The 18527-nt window shown below is 69.4% G+C and carries 15 protein-coding genes; 11 read left to right on the top strand and 4 right to left on the bottom strand.

Annotated elements, in window-relative coordinates; translation table 11 throughout:
• Nucleotides 1–52 precede the first annotated feature (52 nt).
• From HQQ78_RS02105 to HQQ78_RS02090, 4 genes are all read left to right on the top strand, one after another.
• Complete coding sequence (locus HQQ78_RS02105; protein ID WP_173150902.1) at nucleotides 53–1408, top strand: nitrate/nitrite transporter; 1356 nt, start codon at nucleotides 53–55, stop codon at nucleotides 1406–1408.
• Between the two features lie 240 nt (nucleotides 1409–1648).
• The gene (locus tag HQQ78_RS02100; RefSeq protein ID WP_056047486.1) at nucleotides 1649–2908 is read left to right on the top strand and encodes an RNA polymerase sigma factor; all 1260 of its coding nucleotides are present in this window, start codon (nucleotides 1649–1651) and stop codon (nucleotides 2906–2908) included.
• A gap of 4 nt (nucleotides 2909–2912) precedes the next feature.
• Nucleotides 2913–4172, top strand: coding sequence for a MurT ligase domain-containing protein (locus HQQ78_RS02095; RefSeq protein WP_173150901.1), 1260 nt, complete (start codon nucleotides 2913–2915; stop codon nucleotides 4170–4172).
• A complete protein-coding gene (locus tag HQQ78_RS02090; RefSeq protein ID WP_173150900.1) occupies nucleotides 4169–4921 on the top strand; it encodes a hypothetical protein in 753 nt (250 codons plus the stop codon). Before HQQ78_RS02095 ends, HQQ78_RS02090 begins: the two co-directional genes overlap by 4 nt.
• 100 nt (nucleotides 4922–5021) lie before the next feature.
• Here HQQ78_RS02090 and HQQ78_RS02085 read toward each other — a convergent pair whose 3' ends face one another.
• Nucleotides 5022–5249 carry a hypothetical protein gene (locus HQQ78_RS02085; protein WP_043592677.1) on the bottom strand — a complete coding sequence of 76 codons (228 nt, stop codon included), beginning with the start codon at nucleotides 5247–5249 and terminating at the stop codon, nucleotides 5022–5024.
• A 224-nt stretch (nucleotides 5250–5473) separates the two neighbouring features.
• Between HQQ78_RS02085 and HQQ78_RS02080 the strand changes: the two genes are divergently transcribed.
• Nucleotides 5474–7588 (top strand): type IIA DNA topoisomerase subunit B, encoded by a 2115-nt coding sequence (locus HQQ78_RS02080; RefSeq protein ID WP_173150899.1) that lies wholly within the window; start codon nucleotides 5474–5476, stop codon nucleotides 7586–7588.
• An 80-nt stretch (nucleotides 7589–7668) separates the two neighbouring features.
• On the opposite strand, the gene HQQ78_RS02075 is transcribed toward HQQ78_RS02080, so the two are convergent.
• Nucleotides 7669–10182, bottom strand: a complete 2514-nt coding sequence (locus tag HQQ78_RS02075) for a DNA topoisomerase (ATP-hydrolyzing) subunit A (RefSeq protein ID WP_173150898.1) — start codon at nucleotides 10180–10182, stop codon at nucleotides 7669–7671.
• Nucleotides 10183–10243: 61 nt separating this feature from the next.
• On the opposite strand from HQQ78_RS02075, the gene HQQ78_RS02070 reads away from it, so the two are divergent.
• On the top strand, nucleotides 10244–11374 hold the full coding sequence (locus HQQ78_RS02070; protein WP_371740314.1) for an alkaline phosphatase family protein: 1131 nt from the start codon (nucleotides 10244–10246) through the stop codon (nucleotides 11372–11374).
• Between the two features lie 28 nt (nucleotides 11375–11402).
• On the opposite strand, the gene sepH is transcribed toward HQQ78_RS02070, so the two are convergent.
• Nucleotides 11403–12557, bottom strand: a complete 1155-nt coding sequence (gene sepH / locus HQQ78_RS02065) for a septation protein SepH (RefSeq protein WP_173150897.1) — start codon at nucleotides 12555–12557, stop codon at nucleotides 11403–11405.
• 198 nt (nucleotides 12558–12755) lie between these two features.
• Between sepH and HQQ78_RS02060 the strand changes: the two genes are divergently transcribed.
• On the top strand, nucleotides 12756–13049 hold the full coding sequence (locus HQQ78_RS02060; protein WP_043592858.1) for a DUF4193 domain-containing protein: 294 nt from the start codon (nucleotides 12756–12758) through the stop codon (nucleotides 13047–13049).
• On the opposite strand, the gene HQQ78_RS02055 is transcribed toward HQQ78_RS02060, so the two are convergent.
• Nucleotides 13024–13479 carry a DUF3093 domain-containing protein gene (locus HQQ78_RS02055; RefSeq protein WP_173150896.1) on the bottom strand — a complete coding sequence of 152 codons (456 nt, stop codon included), beginning with the start codon at nucleotides 13477–13479 and terminating at the stop codon, nucleotides 13024–13026. The genes HQQ78_RS02060 and HQQ78_RS02055 overlap by 26 nt on opposite strands.
• Before the next feature lie 39 nt (nucleotides 13480–13518).
• Here HQQ78_RS02055 and dut point away from each other — a divergent pair, with 39 nt between their 5' ends.
• The 4 genes from dut (at nucleotide 13519) to acnA (ending at nucleotide 18429) form a co-directional block, all read left to right on the top strand.
• Nucleotides 13519–13980, top strand: a complete 462-nt coding sequence (gene dut, locus HQQ78_RS02050) for a dUTP diphosphatase (protein ID WP_173150895.1) — start codon at nucleotides 13519–13521, stop codon at nucleotides 13978–13980.
• A 77-nt stretch (nucleotides 13981–14057) separates the two neighbouring features.
• On the top strand, nucleotides 14058–14696 hold the full coding sequence (locus tag HQQ78_RS02045; protein ID WP_123570779.1) for a DUF3710 domain-containing protein: 639 nt from the start codon (nucleotides 14058–14060) through the stop codon (nucleotides 14694–14696).
• Nucleotides 14697–14702: 6 nt separating this feature from the next.
• Nucleotides 14703–15461 carry a DUF3159 domain-containing protein gene (locus tag HQQ78_RS02040; RefSeq protein WP_056045452.1) on the top strand — a complete coding sequence of 253 codons (759 nt, stop codon included), beginning with the start codon at nucleotides 14703–14705 and terminating at the stop codon, nucleotides 15459–15461.
• A 151-nt stretch (nucleotides 15462–15612) separates the two neighbouring features.
• Nucleotides 15613–18429: an aconitate hydratase AcnA gene (acnA, locus tag HQQ78_RS02035; RefSeq protein ID WP_173150894.1), complete on the top strand. Its 2817-nt coding sequence runs from the start codon at nucleotides 15613–15615 to the stop codon at nucleotides 18427–18429.
• Nucleotides 18430–18527: the final 98 nt, after the last annotated feature.

Raw genomic sequence — 18527 nt, 5'->3', positions numbered from 1 at the left:
GACGCAGGAGGCGCGGGCCGGCGTCCGGCGCCCGGTCGGCTAGGGTCACGGGGTGAACTCCGCACGCGCCTGGCTCGTCTGGGGCGCCGCCGTCTTCGCCTACGTCGTCGCCGTCCTGCAGCGGTCGTCGCTCGGCGTCTCGGGCGTCGAGGCCCAGCAGCTCTTCGGCGTCTCGGCCTCCACCCTGTCGACCCTGGCCGTCGTCCAACTCGTCGTCTACGCCGGGCTGCAGATCCCGGTCGGGGTCCTGCTCGACCGGGTGGGGCCCAAGAGGCTCATCGTCGCAGGGGCCGTCCTGCTGGCGGCGGGCCAGCTGGTCGTGGCGCTCTCGCCCCCGACGATCGGCGTGGCCGTCGTGGGCCGCGTGCTGGTCGGAGCCGGCGACGCGATGACCTTCATCTCGGTGATCCGTCTGCTGCCCTCGTGGTTCCGTGGTCCGATCCTGCCGCAGGTGTCGCAGTGGACCGGCAACGTCGGACAACTGGGACAGGTGCTGTCGGCCGTGCCGCTGTCGATCGTCCTGCACGGGGCGGGGTGGGGCCCGGCCTTCCTCAGCGCGGCGTCGTTGTCGGTCGTGGCCGCCGTGGTGGTGCTCCTGGTCGTGAAGGAGTCGCCGACCGGTCGCGTCCGCTCCGAGACGGTCGTCAGTTGGGCCGACGCGGGGCGACAGCTCGGACAGAGCGTCCGGCGTCCCGGTACCCGGCTGGGGTTCTGGTCGCACTTCGTGACGCAGTCGTCGGGCACGGTCTTCAGCCTGCTGTGGGGCGTTCCCCTGTTGGTGGGCGGTCTGGGCTTCACGACCGCCGAGGCCTCCGGCATGCTCTCCCTCCTCGTGCTGTCCGGTGTCGTGGCGGGGCCGGTCCTCGGGGTGCTGGTCGCCCGGTACCCGATGCGACGCTCCAACCTGGTCCTCGGCATCGTCACGGTGCTGGCCGTGGTCTGGACGACTCTGCTCGCGTGGCCGGGGACACCCCCGCACTGGCTCGCCTACGTGCTCGTGGTCGTGCTCGGAGTGGGCGGGCCCGGTTCCCTGATCGGCTTCGACTTCGCGCGGACCTTCAACCCGCTTCGCAGCCTCGGCGTGGCCAACGGGGTGGTCAACGTCGGTGGCTTCCTGGCGAGCTTCGTGATGATGTTCCTCATCGGCGTCGTGCTCGATCGACTCGATGCCGCCCGCATCGCCTCGGGTCAGCCGAGCGACCTCTTCGCGTTCGAGTCGTTCCGCATCGCGCTGCTCGTGCAGTACGTGGTGATCGGCGGTGGCGTGGTGGCTCTGCTCGTCGAGCGTCGGCGCACCCGCCGGGGCCTGCGGCTGGAGGAAGGAATAGAGGTGGCGCCGCTCTGGGTTGCCCTCAACAAGAGATGGCATGCCGCACGCACCCGGGCCCGGAGGGGACCGACCGCCTGAGGTCGCCCTTGTCGCTCGGCACCGGTCGGACGTGCAATAATGGGATACGGACCCGTTCATGTCCATCGATCGAGTTACCGCGTCGACGTCGTCGACGCGCATTCGATCGAGGACTTGACATGGGTCCTAGTACTGCCCGAATTCGGCCGACGCCCAGTGCCGGTCGACGTCCCCACCGGCGCACGTGAACGCGACGATCGCGTCCGGTCCGGAACGTACCGAGAACTGAAAGGTGTTCGCATGGCTACACGAAGCAAGGCGACCACGGCCCCCGACGAGGCCGTGACCGACGACACGGCCGTCGAGGCCGAGACCACGGCTCCTCCCGCCAAGAAGGCGCCGGCCAAGAGGGCTCCCGCCAAGAAGGCGGCGACGAAGGCTCCGGCCAAGACCGCCGCGGCCAAGAAGGCCGCCGCAGCCGAACCCGCCGACGACGAGGTCGACGCCGAGGCCGCGGTCGACCCGGCTGCCGCCGACGACGCGGACGGCGAGGGCGCCAAGCCCGTCCCCGAGATCCTCCCCACCGGCGCGCTCGTCATCTCGCAGGACGACGACGACGAGATGCCCGTCTACTCGACGACGATCACGGGTGCGACGGCCGACCCCGTCAAGGACTACCTGAAGCAGATCGGCAAGGTCGCCCTGTTGAACGCGGCCGAAGAGGTCGAGCTCGCCATGCGGATCGAGGCGGGTCTCTTCGCCGACGACAAGCTCGCGAACAGCACCGGCCTGAGCCGCGAGCTCGAGCGTGAGCTGCGCTGGGTGTCGCGCGACGGTCAGCGGGCCAAGAGCCACCTGCTCGGTGCCAACCTCCGACTCGTGGTCAGCCTCGCCAAGCGTTACACGGGCCGTGGCATGCAGTTCCTCGACCTGATCCAAGAGGGAAACCTCGGCCTGATCCGCGCCGTCGAAAAGTTCGACTACACCAAGGGCTTCAAGTTCTCCACCTACGCCACCTGGTGGATCCGTCAGGCCATCACGCGGGCCATGGCGGACCAGGCTCGCACCATCCGCATCCCGGTGCACATGGTCGAGGTCATCAACAAGCTCGCCCGTGTCCAGCGTCAGATGCTGCAAGACCTGGGACGCGAGCCCACGCCCGAAGAGCTCTCGCGTGAACTCGACATGACGCCCGAGAAGGTCGTCGAGGTCCAGAAGTACGGCCGCGAGCCCATCTCGCTCCACACGCCCCTGGGTGAGGACGGCGACAGCGAGTTCGGCGACCTCATCGAGGACACCGAGGCCGTCGTGCCGGCCGACGCCGTCGGGTTCACGATGCTGCAGAAACAGCTCGAATCGCTGCTCGACAGCCTGTCCGAGCGCGAGGCCGGTGTCATTCGCATGCGCTTCGGGCTCGGTGACGGCATGCCGAAGACCCTCGACCAGATCGGTGACACGTTCGGCGTGACGCGCGAGCGCATCCGCCAGATCGAGTCCAAGACGATGGCGAAACTCCGCCACCCGTCGCGTTCACAGTCGCTCCGCGACTACCTCGAGTAGGCCCGTGCGTTACCTGGTCCCCGTGCTGGCCGGCCGTCTCGTCCGGGCGGTCGCCCGGTTGCGTGGTGGCGGGTCGGCGTACCCGGGGCAGACGGTCCTGAAGCTCGCGCCCGACTTCCTCACCCATGTGTCGTCCCAGTTCGATCGCGGTGTCGTGTTCGTGCTCGGGTCGAACGGCAAGTCGACGACCACGATGATGCTCACCGAGACGCTTCGTGCCCACGGGTTGAGGGTGTTCACGAACCCCACGGGTGCCAACCTCCCGCAGGGCATCGCGTCGGCCTTCCTCCGTGAGGTGACGCCCTTCGGTCGCGTCCGTGACGACATCGGGGTGATCGAGGTCGACGAGGCCTTCGCGGTCGAGTTGACGAAGTCCCTGCACCCCTCCACGGTGCTCATGCTCAACGTGCAGGTCGACCAGTTGTACCGGTTCTTCGAGACCGAGCGGGTCGGCACGATGATGACCGACACCGCCGCCGAGGCGACGGTCGCGGTCGTCACGAACCGCGACGACCAGCACCTCGGCCCCTACCAGCCGGTCGGTCGCCAGACGGTGACCCGGTTCGGCGCTTCCTCCGAGGTCGTCTCCGCGTCACCCAACGGCCTGCAGAACGCGCACGACTTCAGCCGTGAGGCCGACTCCTCGTTGACCGCGGAGACCGAGGTGACCGCGCTTACGGGCACGGGTGCCACCATCACGGTCTCGGGCACTCCGATCGACGTCCGGCTGCCGGCCCGTGGTCTCCACTACGCGGTCGACGCGGCAGCGGCGCTCCAGACGGCCTCGGTCGTCCTGGGGCACCCGGTCGACCCGGCCGCCGTCCGGCGGGCGTTCGAGAGCATGAAGCCGGCCTACGGTCGTGGTGAGCGCATGTCCCTCGGCGCCGACGAAGCCGAGTTCATCATGTTCAAGAACGCGGCGAGCCTCCAGATGAACCTCGACGCACTCCCGCAGGGCGTCGAGCAGGTCATGTTGGCCATCGACGAGGGCACGCCCGACATCTCGTGGATCTACGACATCGACTTCTCGCACCTCGACCACGTCGACGTCCTCGCCGGCGCTAAGGCCTGGCAGTTGGCCTTGAGGCTCGAGCACGAGGGCATCCCGGTCCACGTGATCGAAGAAGACATCTCGAAGGCCATCCGTCTGATGCGAGCCCTTCCGTCCCCGAGCGACAAGACTAAGCACTTCGTGACGAACTACGAGCAGATGATGCTGGCCCGTCGCATCCTCGGCCACCCCGACCTGGAGAAGACCGCGTGAGCGACGACGTCCTCCGAATCGTCCACCTCTACCCGGAAGAGCTCGGCGTGAGCGGCGATCGGGGCAACGTGACGTCGCTCTCGGTGCGCGCGCACCGAGCCGGGATCGACAGCCGCGTGCTCGAGTACCGCGTGGGCGACGACGTGCCGACCGTCGCCGACGTGGTCGTCGTGGGGCACGGCCCCCTGTCCGGCGTGCGAGCCGTCGCCGCCGATGCTCGCCGCCTCGCGCCGGCGCTCGAGTCGTTCGCGGCGTCCGGTGTGCCGGTCGTGGCGGTGGGGGGCGGTCTCGAGCTCCTCAGTCGGGGCGTCGAGGACGTCGACGGGGCGACGGTCGAGGGAGTCGGTTTCTTCGACGCCGTGGTCCGCCGCGGGGCTCCGCGACGGACGAACTACCTGCAGGTGACGACCGACTACCAGGGCGACGAGGTCACCCTCTTCGGTTTCGAGGATCATGCCGCGCATCTCGAACTCGGCGTGGACGCGGAGGCCTTCGGGACCGTCGTCCACGGAGGCGGGAACGGCGACGGGCGCGAGGGCGTCCGACGCGGGGTCTCCTTCGGCACGCAGCTGAAGGGCCCGGTCCTGCCGCTCAACCCCGCCCTCGCCGACCGGGTGCTCCGCGTCGCCCTGAGCCGCCGGATGATCTCCTACTCGGCAGGCCCCGGGCACGCGAAGCTCGACGAGTACGCCGCCGCGTCGCAGAAGGTCATCGCCGACAACCTCGAGCGTTCGTTCAAGGCCATGTGACGACGTCGGTCCGCAGACACGACGAAGGCCCCGCATCGATCGGATGCGGGGCCTTCGTCGTACCGCCGGCCCGGGCTGTGGTCCGGGGAGGCGCGGCGTCTCAGTGGGCGAGGAGCTTCGAACTCTCGTCGAGCCACTCGATGGCGGTGGGCTGCAGCTTCTCCTTGAACTTCGCGCCGTGGTGGGCGCAGAAGAGCAGTTCGCCGGTGGCCATGGTCGCGCGGATGTAGGCCTGGGCTCCGCAGCTGTCGCAGCGGTCCGCGGCGCTCAACTGGTAACGGGAGCCGAGCTCGTCGACGGCGGTCTGGTCGGTGGCCATCTGAGTCATGTGATGCTCCTCCTGACGGTGGTGCGGTGGGTGAGACACTCATCAAAACACGCCGACGTCGGTATCGCGTGCCATCGGCACCGGATTTCGCTCATCGCGTAGCGGCGAGGGGCCGGTCGAGTGTCGGGACTGCCGTGTCGGCGGCCCTCGGTAGTCTGTAACGCGGTCACCGCCTCCCCGCATTCCCGTCGTCGAGAGATGGCGGCGGGCCCCTCAGGAGAACAATGCCCCCCACCTCGTCCGCCCCCGCCTCCGACTACTCGGCTCGGCACCTCTCGGTGCTCGAAGGCCTCGAGGCCGTGCGCAAACGCCCCGGCATGTACATCGGGTCGACCGACTCCCGGGGCCTGATGCACTGTCTGTGGGAGATCATCGACAACTCGGTCGACGAGGCCCTGGGCGGGCACGGCGACACCATCGACGTCGTGCTGCACCCCGACGACAGCGTCGAGGTCCGCGACAGCGGACGCGGGGTGCCCGTCGACATCGAACCCAAGACGGGTCTGAGCGGTGTCGAGGTCGTGTTCACGAAGCTGCACGCCGGCGGAAAGTTCGGCGGCGGGTCCTACACGTCGTCCGGCGGCCTCCACGGCGTCGGCGCCTCCGTCGTCAACGCACTGTCCGAGAGGCTCGACGTCGAGGTCGACCGGGGCGGCAAGACGTACGCCATGTCGTTCCGACGCGGTGAACCCGGCACCTTCGAGGACGTCGACGAACCCACCCCCGATTCACCGTTCACTCCCTTCGTGTCCGGCAGCGTCCTCCGAGAAGTGGGCAAGACCAAGCGCGGCGTCACCGGCACGCGGGTGCGTTACTGGGCCGATCGCCAGATCTTCACCCGAGGGGCCTCGTTCCAGACGGACGAACTGTCGGCGAGGGCCCGGCAGACGGCCTTCCTCATCCCGGGGCTGACGCTGACCCTGCGCGACGAACGCGTGGGTTCGCTCACGGACGGCGGCTTCCCCCTCGAGAGCACCTTCCGCTTCGACGGAGGCATCAGCGAATACGTCGAGTTCCTCGCCCCCGACACCGCCGTGACCGACACGTGGCGTCTGACCGGGTCGGGCACCTACACCGAGACGGTGCCCGTGCTCACCGACGGTGGTGCCATGATCGCCACCGAACTCGAACGGCAGTGCGACGTCGACATCGCCTTGCGCTGGGGCGGAGGGTACGAGACGGTCTTCCGCAGCTACGTCAACATCATCGCGACGCCGAAGGGCGGATCGCACCAGACCGGCTTCGAGGCCGGGCTGCTCAAGTTCGTGCGGCAGCAGGTCGAGGTCAACGCCCGTCGCCTCAAGGTGGGCAACGACAAGATCGAGAAGGACGACGTCCTGGCCGGTCTGACGGCGGTCCTCACGGTGCGCCTGCCCGAGCCACAATTCGAGGGCCAGACGAAAGAGATCCTGGGCACGCCGGCCGTCCGCGCGATCGTCGCCAACGTCGTGGCGAACGAGCTGGGCGCGTTGTTCACGTCGACCCGGCGAGAAGACAAGGCGCAGACCGCCCTCGTGCTCGACAAGGTCGTCGCCGAGATGAAGACCCGCATCGCCGCACGGGCGCACAAAGAGACCCAGCGTCGCAAGAACGCCCTGGAGAACTCGACCCTGCCGGCCAAACTGGTCGACTGCCGGTCGAACGACGTGGCGAACAGCGAGCTGTTCATCGTCGAAGGAGACTCCGCGCTGGGCACGGCCAAGGTCGCCCGGAACAGCGAGTTCCAGGCACTCCTGCCCATCCGCGGCAAGATCCTCAACGTGCAGAAGGCCTCCGTCAGCGACATGCTCTCGAACCTCGAGTGCGCCTCCATCATCCAGGTGCTGGGAGCCGGGTCAGGACGGTCCTTCGATCTCGAGGCGGCCCGCTACGGCAAGGTCATCATCATGAGCGACGCCGACGTGGACGGTGCCCACATCCGGACGCTGCTGCTGACGCTGTTCTTCCGGTACATGAGACCGATGATCGAGGCCGGTCGCGTCTTCGCAGCCGTCCCCCCTCTGCACCGCGTGGTCGTGATGCACCCCGGCAGCAAGCCGAACGAGACGATCTACACGTACTCCGAGAAAGAGCTGCACGACGTCCTCGCGGGGCTCAAACGCACGAACAAGAAGTTCCAGGACCCCATCCAGCGGTACAAGGGACTCGGCGAGATGGACGCCGAACAGCTCCGCACCACGACGATGGAACGCCAGAACCGCATGCTGCGGCGGGTCAAGGTCGACGACGCCGAGAACGCCGCCCGCGTCTTCGAACTGCTGATGGGCAACGACGTGGCTCCTCGCAAGGAGTTCATCATCGACGGCGCCGGTCTCAGCCGGGACCGCATCGACGTCTGAGTCCTGAGCAGGCCGTCACCGAGAACGAGAACGCCCTGTCTCGACGTCGAGGACGCCGTCTCGGTCGGTCCGTCGAGGGGTCACTCGACCGGTTCGGCACCCGCCTCGAGGCCGGTGGCCGAATCGGCGATGTGAGCCACCGAGGCGCCGACCGAGCCCACGGGCGCGTCCAGGGGCGTGCCCGATCCGTCACGGCGTGAGAGCTCGGCGGGCAGAGTGCGGACCGAACCGTCCGGCCCGACCGCCTGAGCGGGAGCCGGGCCGACCCAGGCCAGCGACAGGGCGTCCTCGCCCTTCAGCAACGAGTGGGACCGGACGCCGCCAGTGGCACGCCCCTTGGCCGGGTACTCGTCGAACGCGCTGAGCTTGGCACGTCCGGGGTCGGTGCCGGCGATCGTCGAGCTGCTCGACGAGACCGTCGCGACGACGGCCTCGCGACCCGCGGGCACGGCACCGAAGAAGATCACGGTCGCGTCGTCCGGAAGGTTGATGCCGGCCACCCCGCCACCCGCGGGCCCCTGCGGCCGGACGGCGGAGGCGGTGAACCGGAGCAACTGCGTGGCGGACGTGACGAAGACGAGTTCGTCCTCGTCGACCCCTTGGGCGACGCCGACGACCTGGTCGCCCTTCTTCAGCGTGATGACCGGGAAGTCGGGTCGGGCGGGGTACTGGCCGGTCGCGACCCGTTTGACGACCCCGCGGGCCGTGCCGAGCGCGATGCTCCGGTCGGCGGTCAGCGAGACGAGCCCGAGCACGCGCTCCTTCTTGTCGACCACGCCGATGTAGTCCCGGATGGGCACCCCCGCACCCAGCTGGACGGACGTGGGCGGCACGGACGGGAGGTCGACGGGGGTGAACCGGACGAGGCGGCCGAGGTTCGTCACGGCGCCGATCTCGGTCCGCGTCGTCGTGTCGATCGACGAGAGGACGGCATCGTGCTTCGTGCGTCGGGTCGGGGGAGTGGGGGCAGCGGAGTCGGGGTCGAGGTGGTCCACCCGCAGGACGCGGCCCGTCGTCGAGAGGAAAACGCGGGTCGGGGTGTCGGCGATCTCGAGCACCGGGGCCGACCTGCTGCCGCGACCGGTCGTCGCGACGCTCGCCTTGGCCTCCGTGAGCAGGGTCCGACGCGGCGTGCCGAACTGCTCGGCGATCTCACCGAGCTCGCTCGAGACGAGGGCCCGGAGGCGGGCGGGGTCGGCCAGCAGATCCTTGAGGTCGGCGATGGCCGCGAGCAGCTCGTCGCGCTCGGCTTCGAGTTCGATGCGGCTGAACTTGGTGAGTCGGCGCAGCTGCAGGTCGAGGATGTACTCGGCCTGGATCTCGCTGAGGTCGAAGACCTCGCGCAGGCGTGCCCGGGCGGCAGGCGTGTCGTCGCTCGTCCGGATCACCTGGATGACCTCGTCGATGTCGAGGATGGCGACGAGGAGGCCCTCGACGAGATGGAGGCGGTCCTCTTTCTTGGCCAGCCGGTAGCGGCTGCGACGCGTGACGACCGAGAGGCGGTGCGCGACGTAGACCTCGAGCATCTCCTTCAGGCCGAGGGTCCGCGGCTGCCCCTCGACCAGGGCGACGTTGTTGATGCTGAAGCCGTCTTCGAGCGGGGTGTAGCGATAGAGCTGCTCGAGGACCGCCTCGGGGCTGAAACCCGTCTTGATGCCGATCACGAGACGGAGACCGTGCTTGTGGTCGGTCAGGTCGGTGACGTCCGTGATGCCGGTGAGCTTCTTCGCCTGCACCCCGTCCTTGATCTTCTCGATCACCTTCTCGGGCCCCACGAGGTACGGCAGCTCGGTGACCACGAGACCGTTCTTCCGTGCGGTGATGCTCTCGACGCCGACCCTCGCCCGGGTCTTGAAGCTGCCTCGACCCGTGGCGTAGGCGTCGCGGACCCCGGCCAGCCCGGCGATCGTGCCGCCGGTCGGCAGGTCGGGACCCGGCACGAACGCCATCAGGTCGTCCAGGCTGGCGTCGGGGTGGTCGATCAGGTGCCGGGCGGCACCGACGACCTCGACGAGGTTGTGGGGCGCCATGTTGGTCGCCATGCCCACCGCGATGCCGCTCGCACCGTTCACGAGCAGGTTCGGGAAGGCTGCCGGAAGCACCTCGGGCTGCATCAACTGGTTGTCGTAGTTGGGGACGAAGTCGACGACGTCCTCGCCGAGTCCCTGGGTCATGGCCAGCGACGCCTCGGCGAGACGGGCCTCGGTGTACCGCGGTGCGGCCGGCCCGTCGTCGAGCGAGCCGAAGTTGCCGTGCCCGTCGATGAGCGGCACCCGCATGGTGAAGGGCTGCGCCTGACGGACCATGGCGTCGTAGATCGCGGTGTCGCCGTGCGGGTGGAGCTTGCCCATGACCTCACCGACGACGCGCGCGCTCTTGACGTGGCCCCGGTCGGGCCGGAGGCCCATCTCGGACATCTGGTAGAGGATGCGACGCTGGACGGGCTTGAGGCCGTCCCGGGCGTCGGGCAGCGCTCGGGAGTAGATGACCGAGTACGCGTACTCGAGGAACGACCCCTGCATCTCGAGCGAGACGTCGATGTCCTCGATGCGTTCGCCGTGGTCGGAGCTGCTCGTGTTCTCGGTGGTGGTCATGCACTTCTCACGGATCGGGGTGGACGGGGCACCCGATCGTCGCTGTGCCAGACTGGGGCCGGTGTCCTCCATCGTACCGGCGCGCCCCAGAGGGGCCGTGAGCCTGGCCGACGTGGTGCCCTCGAGTCTCGCGTCCCTGCGGGGCGAGCCGAACGCGCTCCGCCTGCCCGCCGCGCGGGCCGCGGTGGTCGTCCTGGTGGACGGTCTCGGCCAGGCGGCCCTCGGCGCCCGTCGGGGCCACGCCCGGACGTTGTCGGGGGTTAAGGGCAGCCTGTGGTCCGGGTGGCCCACGACCACCGCAGCGGCGCTCACGACGCTGACGACCGGGGCGCTCCCCGGCGAGCACGGCCTCGTCGGCTACTCGGCCCTCGACCCCGAGAACGATCGAGTGGTGAAGCAGCTCTCGGGGTGGGACGATCGCATGCGGCCCGACGAGTGGCAGCGGCGTCCCACGTTGTTCGAGACGGCCACCGACGTGGAGTCCCACGCCGTCGGCCCCAAGCGCTACCGCTCGTCCGGCCTGACCGAGGCCATCCTCCGGGGCGCCACCTACGACGTGGCGGAGAGCGTGGCCGACCGCTTCGAGACCGCGGCGACGCTCGTCGACTCGACCCGCGCCTCCTTGGTGTACCTCTACGTCCCCGAGCTCGACATGATCGCTCACCGTGCCGGCTGGGAATCGGACGAATGGATCGACGCCCTCGAGGGCGTCGACGCCGAGGTCCGGAGGCTGGAGGCCTCGGTCGCGCCCGACGTCGGGGTGATCGTCACGGCCGACCACGGCATCGTCGACGTGGCCGAACGGAGGCGCATCGTCTTCGGGGGCATGCCCGCGCTGGTCGACGGGGTGAGGCACGTGGCGGGGGAGCCCCGGTGCTTGCAACTGCACCTCGAGCCCGACGCCGACGAGGGCCGCCGGGGTGCGGTGCTCGACGCGTGGCGAGCAGCCGAAGGCGACCGAGCCTGGGTGTTGACCCGGTCGGAGGCCGTCGACGCCGGTTGGTTCGGGGCCGTGGACCCGGCGGTCCTGCCCCGCATCGGCGACGTGATCGTCGCCGCCCGACGGGGCGTCGCCTACTACGACGGACGAGATCGCGGTGGTGCTCCGGGAACCATGGTCGGTCACCACGGATCGTGGTCCGACGACGAGACGCTCGTGCCCCTGAGGACGTTCGGCGCCTACCGGCGGTGATCGTGGCCGCCGGGGCGGGCCGCTGAGGTCAGGCGGGGTCGTCGTCCGTGCGCGCTCCGAAGACGATCTCGTCCCAGCTCGGCATCGAGGTGCGCCCCCGCGCCTTCTTCGTCGACTGGGCCGCGCTGGGCATCTCGCGTCGGCCAGCCCGTCCCCGGCTGCCCCGGATGCCCGTGGGCTGGACCGGTGCGTCGCCCGCCGGGGCGTCACCTCGGGTCGACCGGTCGGGCAGCACGGGGGTGGGTTTGGTGGCCCCTTCGGGCAGGTCGAAGTCGTCCAGGGGGACGTCGATCACGCGGACCGCCCCGGTGGCCTGGTGGTCCGGGCGCCCGTCGTCGTCGGAGAACCGGGCGGCCTCGCGTTCTCCGCGTCGGCGTCGCAGCGCCTCGAGGAGGTCCGCGGTCTGGTCGTGCCCGCTCTCGTCGTCGGGTGCCCGGTTGGCGGCGGCGAAGGAGGCGGTGCTGCGGACGCCGGGACGCAACCGGTCGGTCGCGGTCTCGGCCGGCAGTTCGACCGCGTCGGCCTGCTCGACCAGGAAGGCGCCGCTGTCGAAACGGCCCGAGGTGTCGTCGTGGCGCGGCTCACGGGAGACGGCCCGGAGACGGGGGACGAGTGGACCGACGTCCTCGCCGTGCTGCGAGAGACGGTGGGCGTCGCCGCCGAGGGGGGCGAGGACCGACTTCTTCGGGTCGAAGCGCCACGTCGCGTCGCGCTCGACCTCGTGCGTGACGAAGGCCAGGTGGACCACCCAGCCGTGCTCGGCGTCCTTGTAGGCGCTCCAGTCGCGCTGCGAGGTCTCGGCACCGTCCAGTCGCTCGTCGATGACGGCTCCGAAGGTGGTCGCCTGCACAGCGGACGCCGCGTCGTCGTCGACGGACACCGGGACGGCCCTGGCGCTCTCGAGCACGAAGGCGCGCTCGGCGAGGACCGGCCCTTCGTACCGGTGCACGTAGTCGAGGTCGGCGCCGGTCAGGTCGGACACCTGCTGAGGAGTCTTGCCCGCCCGGACCAGGGCCTGGATCTCGCGGGGCGGGGCCTTCCGTTCGACCGGGGCATCACCGGGGCTTGCCGCCCTCAGCTGGGAGTGGAGGGTGTGGGTGACGGGAAGGCGGTACTCGCCACCGGCGTCGGTGGCGACGAGCAGAGCTCCGCTCTGGACGCCTATGACCCTGAGATCCTGCATTTTCCACGCCTTTCACCGTCGTGATCCGGTGCCAAGAGTCGCACGTCGGCGGCCGTTCTCACGGGAATACGACGGGCGTGCCGTCAGTTCTTCCGAGGCGGCTGAAAGGCCGTGGGAACTGGTTTGCTATTCGACAACGAGTGATGCAAACTGCACCCGCCGAATCGGGCACACGAATCACCGAAGAACTGGATGGGCATGGCCACCGACTACGACGCACCTCGCAAGAACGACGACGACGGCTCGGAGTCGATCGAGGGGCTCAAAGAGAGGGTCCCCGACAAGATGACCGGCGTCGTCGACGACGACGCCGACAACCCGGGCTCGTTCGAGCTCGCCGGGCAGGACCTCTCGGACCTCGACCTCGACGTCGTCGTCCTCCCCCCGCAGGTCGACGAGTTCACCTGTGTCGAGTGCTTCCTGGTCAAGCACCGTTCGCAGCTCGACCACGAGACCAAGCTGGGCGCTATCTGCCGGGAGTGCGCCGCCTGATCGCCTCCAACCGTCGCACGACCTCGTCGGGTCGACGGGTCGACACCAACCAGTAGGGCGCCGGGTCGTCGAGGTCCGTCAACGAGATCTTGACCACCGGTCGCACCCACCCCCGGAAGAGGGTCCAGGCTCGCGCGTCGAGCCGGGGCCCTCTTTCTCGTGTCGCGTCGGCGCCGGTGAACCCCTCGGCGTCACCGATCTCGTGGGCGAACAGACGGGCCCGCCCCGCGGTGAAGCCCTCGTCGTCGATCGTCAGCACGGGCGAGGTCAGGATGAGCAGGACGACGGCGGCCGCGTAGAACACGACGGCCATCACCACGCCGACCGTCGAGTTGATCGGCAGGAAGACCAGGAGGGTGGCGGGGACGAGGAGCGCGCAGGCCACGAAGACGGAGAGCGGCGGGAGCAGGCGCTCACGGTAGGGGTTCATGACGTCCATTCGACCAGACTTCTGCACTACCCTCGACACGTGATCCAGACCCTCGACGTCCTCATCGCCGCCGAGGCGATGTCGGTGCCCGTGTATTCCCACCCGGGCGACGCCGGCGCCGACCTGGTCTCGACCGAGGACCTCGTATTGAGGCCCGGCCACCGCGCCCTGGTCGGCACGGGCGTCTCCATCGCCCTTCCTGAGGGTTTCGCCGCCTTCGTCATGCCCCGCAGCGGCCTCGCCGCCAAGCACGGCATCACCGTCGTGAACGCCCCGGGCACCGTCGACGCGGGGTACCGCGGAGAGATCAAGGTCTCGCTGCTCAACACCGACCTCGAGGCCGAGCACCACGTCGCCGTCGGTGACAAGATCGCCCAGCTCGTCATCATGCCGGTCGTCCGCGCGACCTTCGTTCCCGTCGCGACGCTCCCCGAGAGCGTCCGAGGGGTCGACGGTCACGGATCCACCGGATACGCACACAACCCAGGAGGCACCGCGTGAGGAAGTCCAAACGCCGCGAGCAAGAACTGGCCGCAGTCGAGATCGACGTCGAGTCGGCCGACGTCGCCGACGTCGAGATCGACATCGAGTCGCTCGACGACGCCGAGGTCGAGGTGTTCGACGACTCCAAGTCGGCACCCGCGGACCGCTCCGAGGTGGGCCCGCTGGACGAGACCGAGGCCAACCCCGTCCGCCCGTACGTCGATCTCGGTGGCGTCAAGATCCTTCCCCGCGAAGGGCTCCACCTGCGACTCGAAGTCGAAGAGGGAAGCAAGAGGGTCGTCGCCGTCGGCCTCGACTTCGCCAAGTCGACGCTGCAGGTGCAGCCGTTCGCGGCGCCCCGCACGACGGGACTCTGGAACGAGATCCGAGGTCAGATCAGCGAGCAGATCGAGAAGCAGGGCGGCACGACGGCCGAGGTCGAGGGGCCCTTCGGTCCCGAGGTCCGCGCCGAGATCCCGGTGATGGGCGGTGACCCCGGCACGACCCGGCGAGCACGCTTCATCGGCGTCGACGGGCCCCGCTGGTTCCTCCGCGGCGTGATCGCGGGCGACGCGGCTCACGAAGGCGACGCTGCCGAGAAGATCGAAGAACTCTTCCGCAGCATCGTCGTGGTCCGCGGGACGACCCCGATGCCTCCGCGCGAGCTGATCCCGCTGTCGATGCCGAAGGCCGGCCCGACCGACGCCCCGGGCACCACGCCCTCGGTCGTCTGACCCGACGTGTCCGCGTCCGACGACCGGCCCGATCCGGCTGATCCGTCGCCGCTCGACGACCCCCGGGTGTCGCTCGCGGCCCAGTTGCAAGCCGCCGCCCGACGGGCCGGCATCGGCCAGGTCGCCCCCGGCGAGGTCCCGACGGCGTCGGCGCTGCTCACGGCCATCGGCGGGGTGCGGGGGCTCGTCGAGTCCATCGTCCCCGGGCTCGGCTTCGTGGTCGTCTACACGATCACGCAGGACGTCGTCCCGTCGGTCCTCATCCCGCTGGTCCTGGCCGTGGCGTTCGTCGTCGCACGTGCGGTCCAGCGCGGTCCGGTCGCCCAGGCCCTCGCGGGCGTCTTCGGCATCGCCCTCTCCGCGGGGATCGCCTTGCTCTCCGGCCGTGCCGAGAACAACTTCGTGCCCGGCCTGCTGATCAACGCCGCGTCGCTCGCCGCGATGCTCGTCAGCATCGCCGTGCGCTGGCCGCTCATCGGCATCGTGGTCGGACTCCTCACGAACGACGGCACGGGCTGGCGGGGGGACCGGGCGAAACGACGCGTCCTCGTCCTGGCGACCTGGTTGTGGGCCGGACTGTTCGCCGCCCGCCTCGCCGTCCAGGTGCCGCTGTGGCTGGCCGGGGACGTCGCTCTCCTCGGGACGCTCAAGCTCGTCATGGGCGTGCCGCTCTACGCGGGGTTGCTCTGGGTGACCTGGCTCCTCGTGCGGACGGTCTACCGCGGACGCGAGGCGGCGGACGACGCGCGGGGCCCCTCGGCCTGACCCGCGCCTCCTGGTGCTATGTTTTGTCTCGACATCGAGACAAATCGCTGGGATCGGCCCCGGGGACACCCCGCGGACTTAGGCTGACCTCGCTGGTGGGCGTCGCGCGCACCGGCCAAGATGAGGGCGTAGTCAGCAAGGGAGACGGCACGTGTCTGCAATCAACAGTTTCGGCTCGAAGAACACCCTCACGGTCGGGTCCACCGACTACGAGGTCTACCGCATCGACGCGGTCGAGGGTTCTTCGAAGCTTCCGTTCAGCCTCAAGATCCTGCTCGAGAACCTGCTCCGCACCGAGGACGGTGCGAACGTCACGGGTGACCAGATCCGGGCCCTCGGCTCGTGGCAGCCCGCCGCCGAGCCCGACACCGAGATCCAGTTCACGCCGGCGCGCGTGGTCATGCAGGACTTCACGGGGGTGCCCTGCATCGTCGACCTCGCCACCATGCGAGAGGCCGTCGCCGAGCTCGGCGGAGACCCGACCAAGATCAACCCGCTGGCACCGGCCGAACTCGTCATCGACCACTCGGTCATCGCGGACCTCTTCGGCTCCGAGAACGCGCTCGAACGCAACGTCGAGATCGAGTACGAGCGCAACGGCGAGCGGTACCAGTTCCTCCGCTGGGGGCAGACGGCCTTCGACGACTTCAAGGTCGTCCCGCCGGGCACCGGCATCGTCCACCAGGTCAACATCGAGTACCTGGCGCGCGTCACCTACAGCCGCGAGGTCGGCGGAGCGCTGCAGGCGTACCCCGACACCCTCGTCGGCACCGACTCGCACACGACGATGGTCAACGGCCTGGGCGTGCTCGGCTGGGGCGTCGGGGGCATCGAGGCCGAGGCCGCGATGCTCGGTCAGCCCGTGTCGATGTTGATCCCCAAGGTCGTCGGCTTCAAGCTCTCCGGCTCGATCCCGACCGGCGTGACGGCGACCGACGTGGTGCTCACCATCACGCAGCAGCTGCGCCGGCACGGCGTCGTCGGCAAGTTCGTCGAGTTCTACGGCGAAGGCGTCGCCGAGGTGCCCCTGGCCAACCGGGCCACCATCGGCAACATGAGCCCCGAGTTCGGTTCGACGGCGGCGATCTTCCCGATCGACGACGTGACCCTCGACTACCTGCGGCTGACCGGGCGCTCCGAGGAGCAGATCGACCTCGTCGAGCAGTACTCCAAGCTGCAGGGCCTGTGGCACGACCCCTCGACCGAACCCGTGTTCAGCGAGTACCTCGAGCTCGACCTCGGGACGGTCGTCCCGTCCATCGCCGGGCCGAAGCGCCCGCAGGACCGCATCGAGCTCACCGAGGCCAAGTCGCAGTTCGAGGTCGACCTCGAGAACTACGCCACGACGGACCACTCGCACGTCGACGCCGCGGTCGAGGGCACGTTCCCGGCCTCCGACCCGATCGGCTTCACGGCCGAGGACGACGACGACGCCCAGCCGCACTCGATCTCGCACACGTCGCACGCACCGGCCAAGGTCTCCAAGCCCACCTCCGTGGCACTCGGCGACGGCTCGACCTTCACGCTCGACCACGGCGCCGTGGCCATCGCGGCCATCACGTCGTGCACGAACACGTCGAACCCCTCCGTCATGCTCGCCGCGGGCCTGCTCGCCCGCAACGCCAGCAAGAAGGGGCTCAAGGCCAAGCCGTGGGTCAAGACGACCCTCGCGCCCGGGTCGAAGGTCGTCACGGACTACTACGAGAAGGCCGGCCTGACCACCTATCTCGAGGACCTCGGTTTCTACACCGTCGGCTACGGCTGCACGACCTGCATCGGCAACTCGGGCCCGCTGCTCGACGAGATCTCGACGGCGGTGCAGGACAACGACCTCGCCGTCACGGCCGTCCTGTCGGGCAACCGCAACTTCGAGGGTCGCATCAACCCCGACGTCAAGATGAACTACCTGGCCAGCCCGCCCCTGGTCATCGCGTACGCCCTCGCCGGGTCGATGAACTTCGACTTCGAGAACGACGCCCTGGGCACCGCCGACGACGGCTCCGACGTCTACCTCCGCGACATCTGGCCCGACGCGGCCGAGGTGCAGCAGACGATCGACTCGTCCATCGACACCGGGATGTTCACCCACGAGTACGCCGGGGTGTTCGACGGCGACGAGCGCTGGCGCTCCCTGCCGACCCCCACGGGTGCCACCTTCGAGTGGGACTCCGAGTCGACCTACGTGCGCAAACCTCCGTACTTCGAGGGCATGACGATCGAGACCACGCCGGTGACCGACATCCAGGGCGCCCGCGTGCTGGCCAAGCTCGGCGACTCGGTCACGACCGACCACATCAGCCCCGCCGGGTCGATCAAGGTCGACAGCCCGGCCGGCCACTACCTCGACGAGCACGGCGTGGACCGCAAGGACTTCAACTCGTACGGGTCCCGTCGCGGCAACCACGAGGTCATGATCCGGGGCACGTTCGCGAACATCCGTCTCAAGAACCAGCTGCTGGACGGGGTCGAGGGTGGCTACACCCGCGACTTCACCCAGGCCGAGGGGCCGCAGTCGTTCATCTACGACGCCAGTGCTCGCTACCAGGAGCAGGGCACGCCCCTGGTCATCCTGGGCGGCAAGGAATACGGCTCGGGCTCGTCCCGGGACTGGGCCGCGAAGGGTACGAGCCTGCTCGGGGTCAAGGCGGTCATCACCGAGAGCTTCGAACGCATCCACCGATCGAACCTGATCGGCATGGGAGTGGTTCCCCTGCAGTTCCCGCAGGGCGAGAGCTGGGAGTCGCTCGGTCTCGACGGCACGGAGCAGATCGACATCGTCGGCATCGAGCAGCTCAACGAGGGCACGACGCCGAAGACGGTCCACGTCACGGCGACCCCCACCACCCATTCGCCTGCGGGCAAGCAGCCGGTCGAGTTCGACGCCGTCGTGCGCATCGACACCCCCGGCGAGGCCGACTACTACCGCAACGGTGGCATCCTGCAGTACGTCCTGCGCAGCCTGGTCTGAGCGACGGACCCCGCAGTGACCAGGCCCCCGGACGATCGCCCGCGTCGTCCGGGGGTCACACGGCGTTCTCGCCGGTCGCGTGCCTAGACTGGCGGGAT

Source organism: Frigoribacterium sp. VKM Ac-2859, assembly GCF_013204925.1.
GTDB lineage: Bacteria > Actinomycetota > Actinomycetes > Actinomycetales > Microbacteriaceae > Frigoribacterium.
This window is presented reverse-complemented; position numbering and strand designations above follow the sequence as displayed.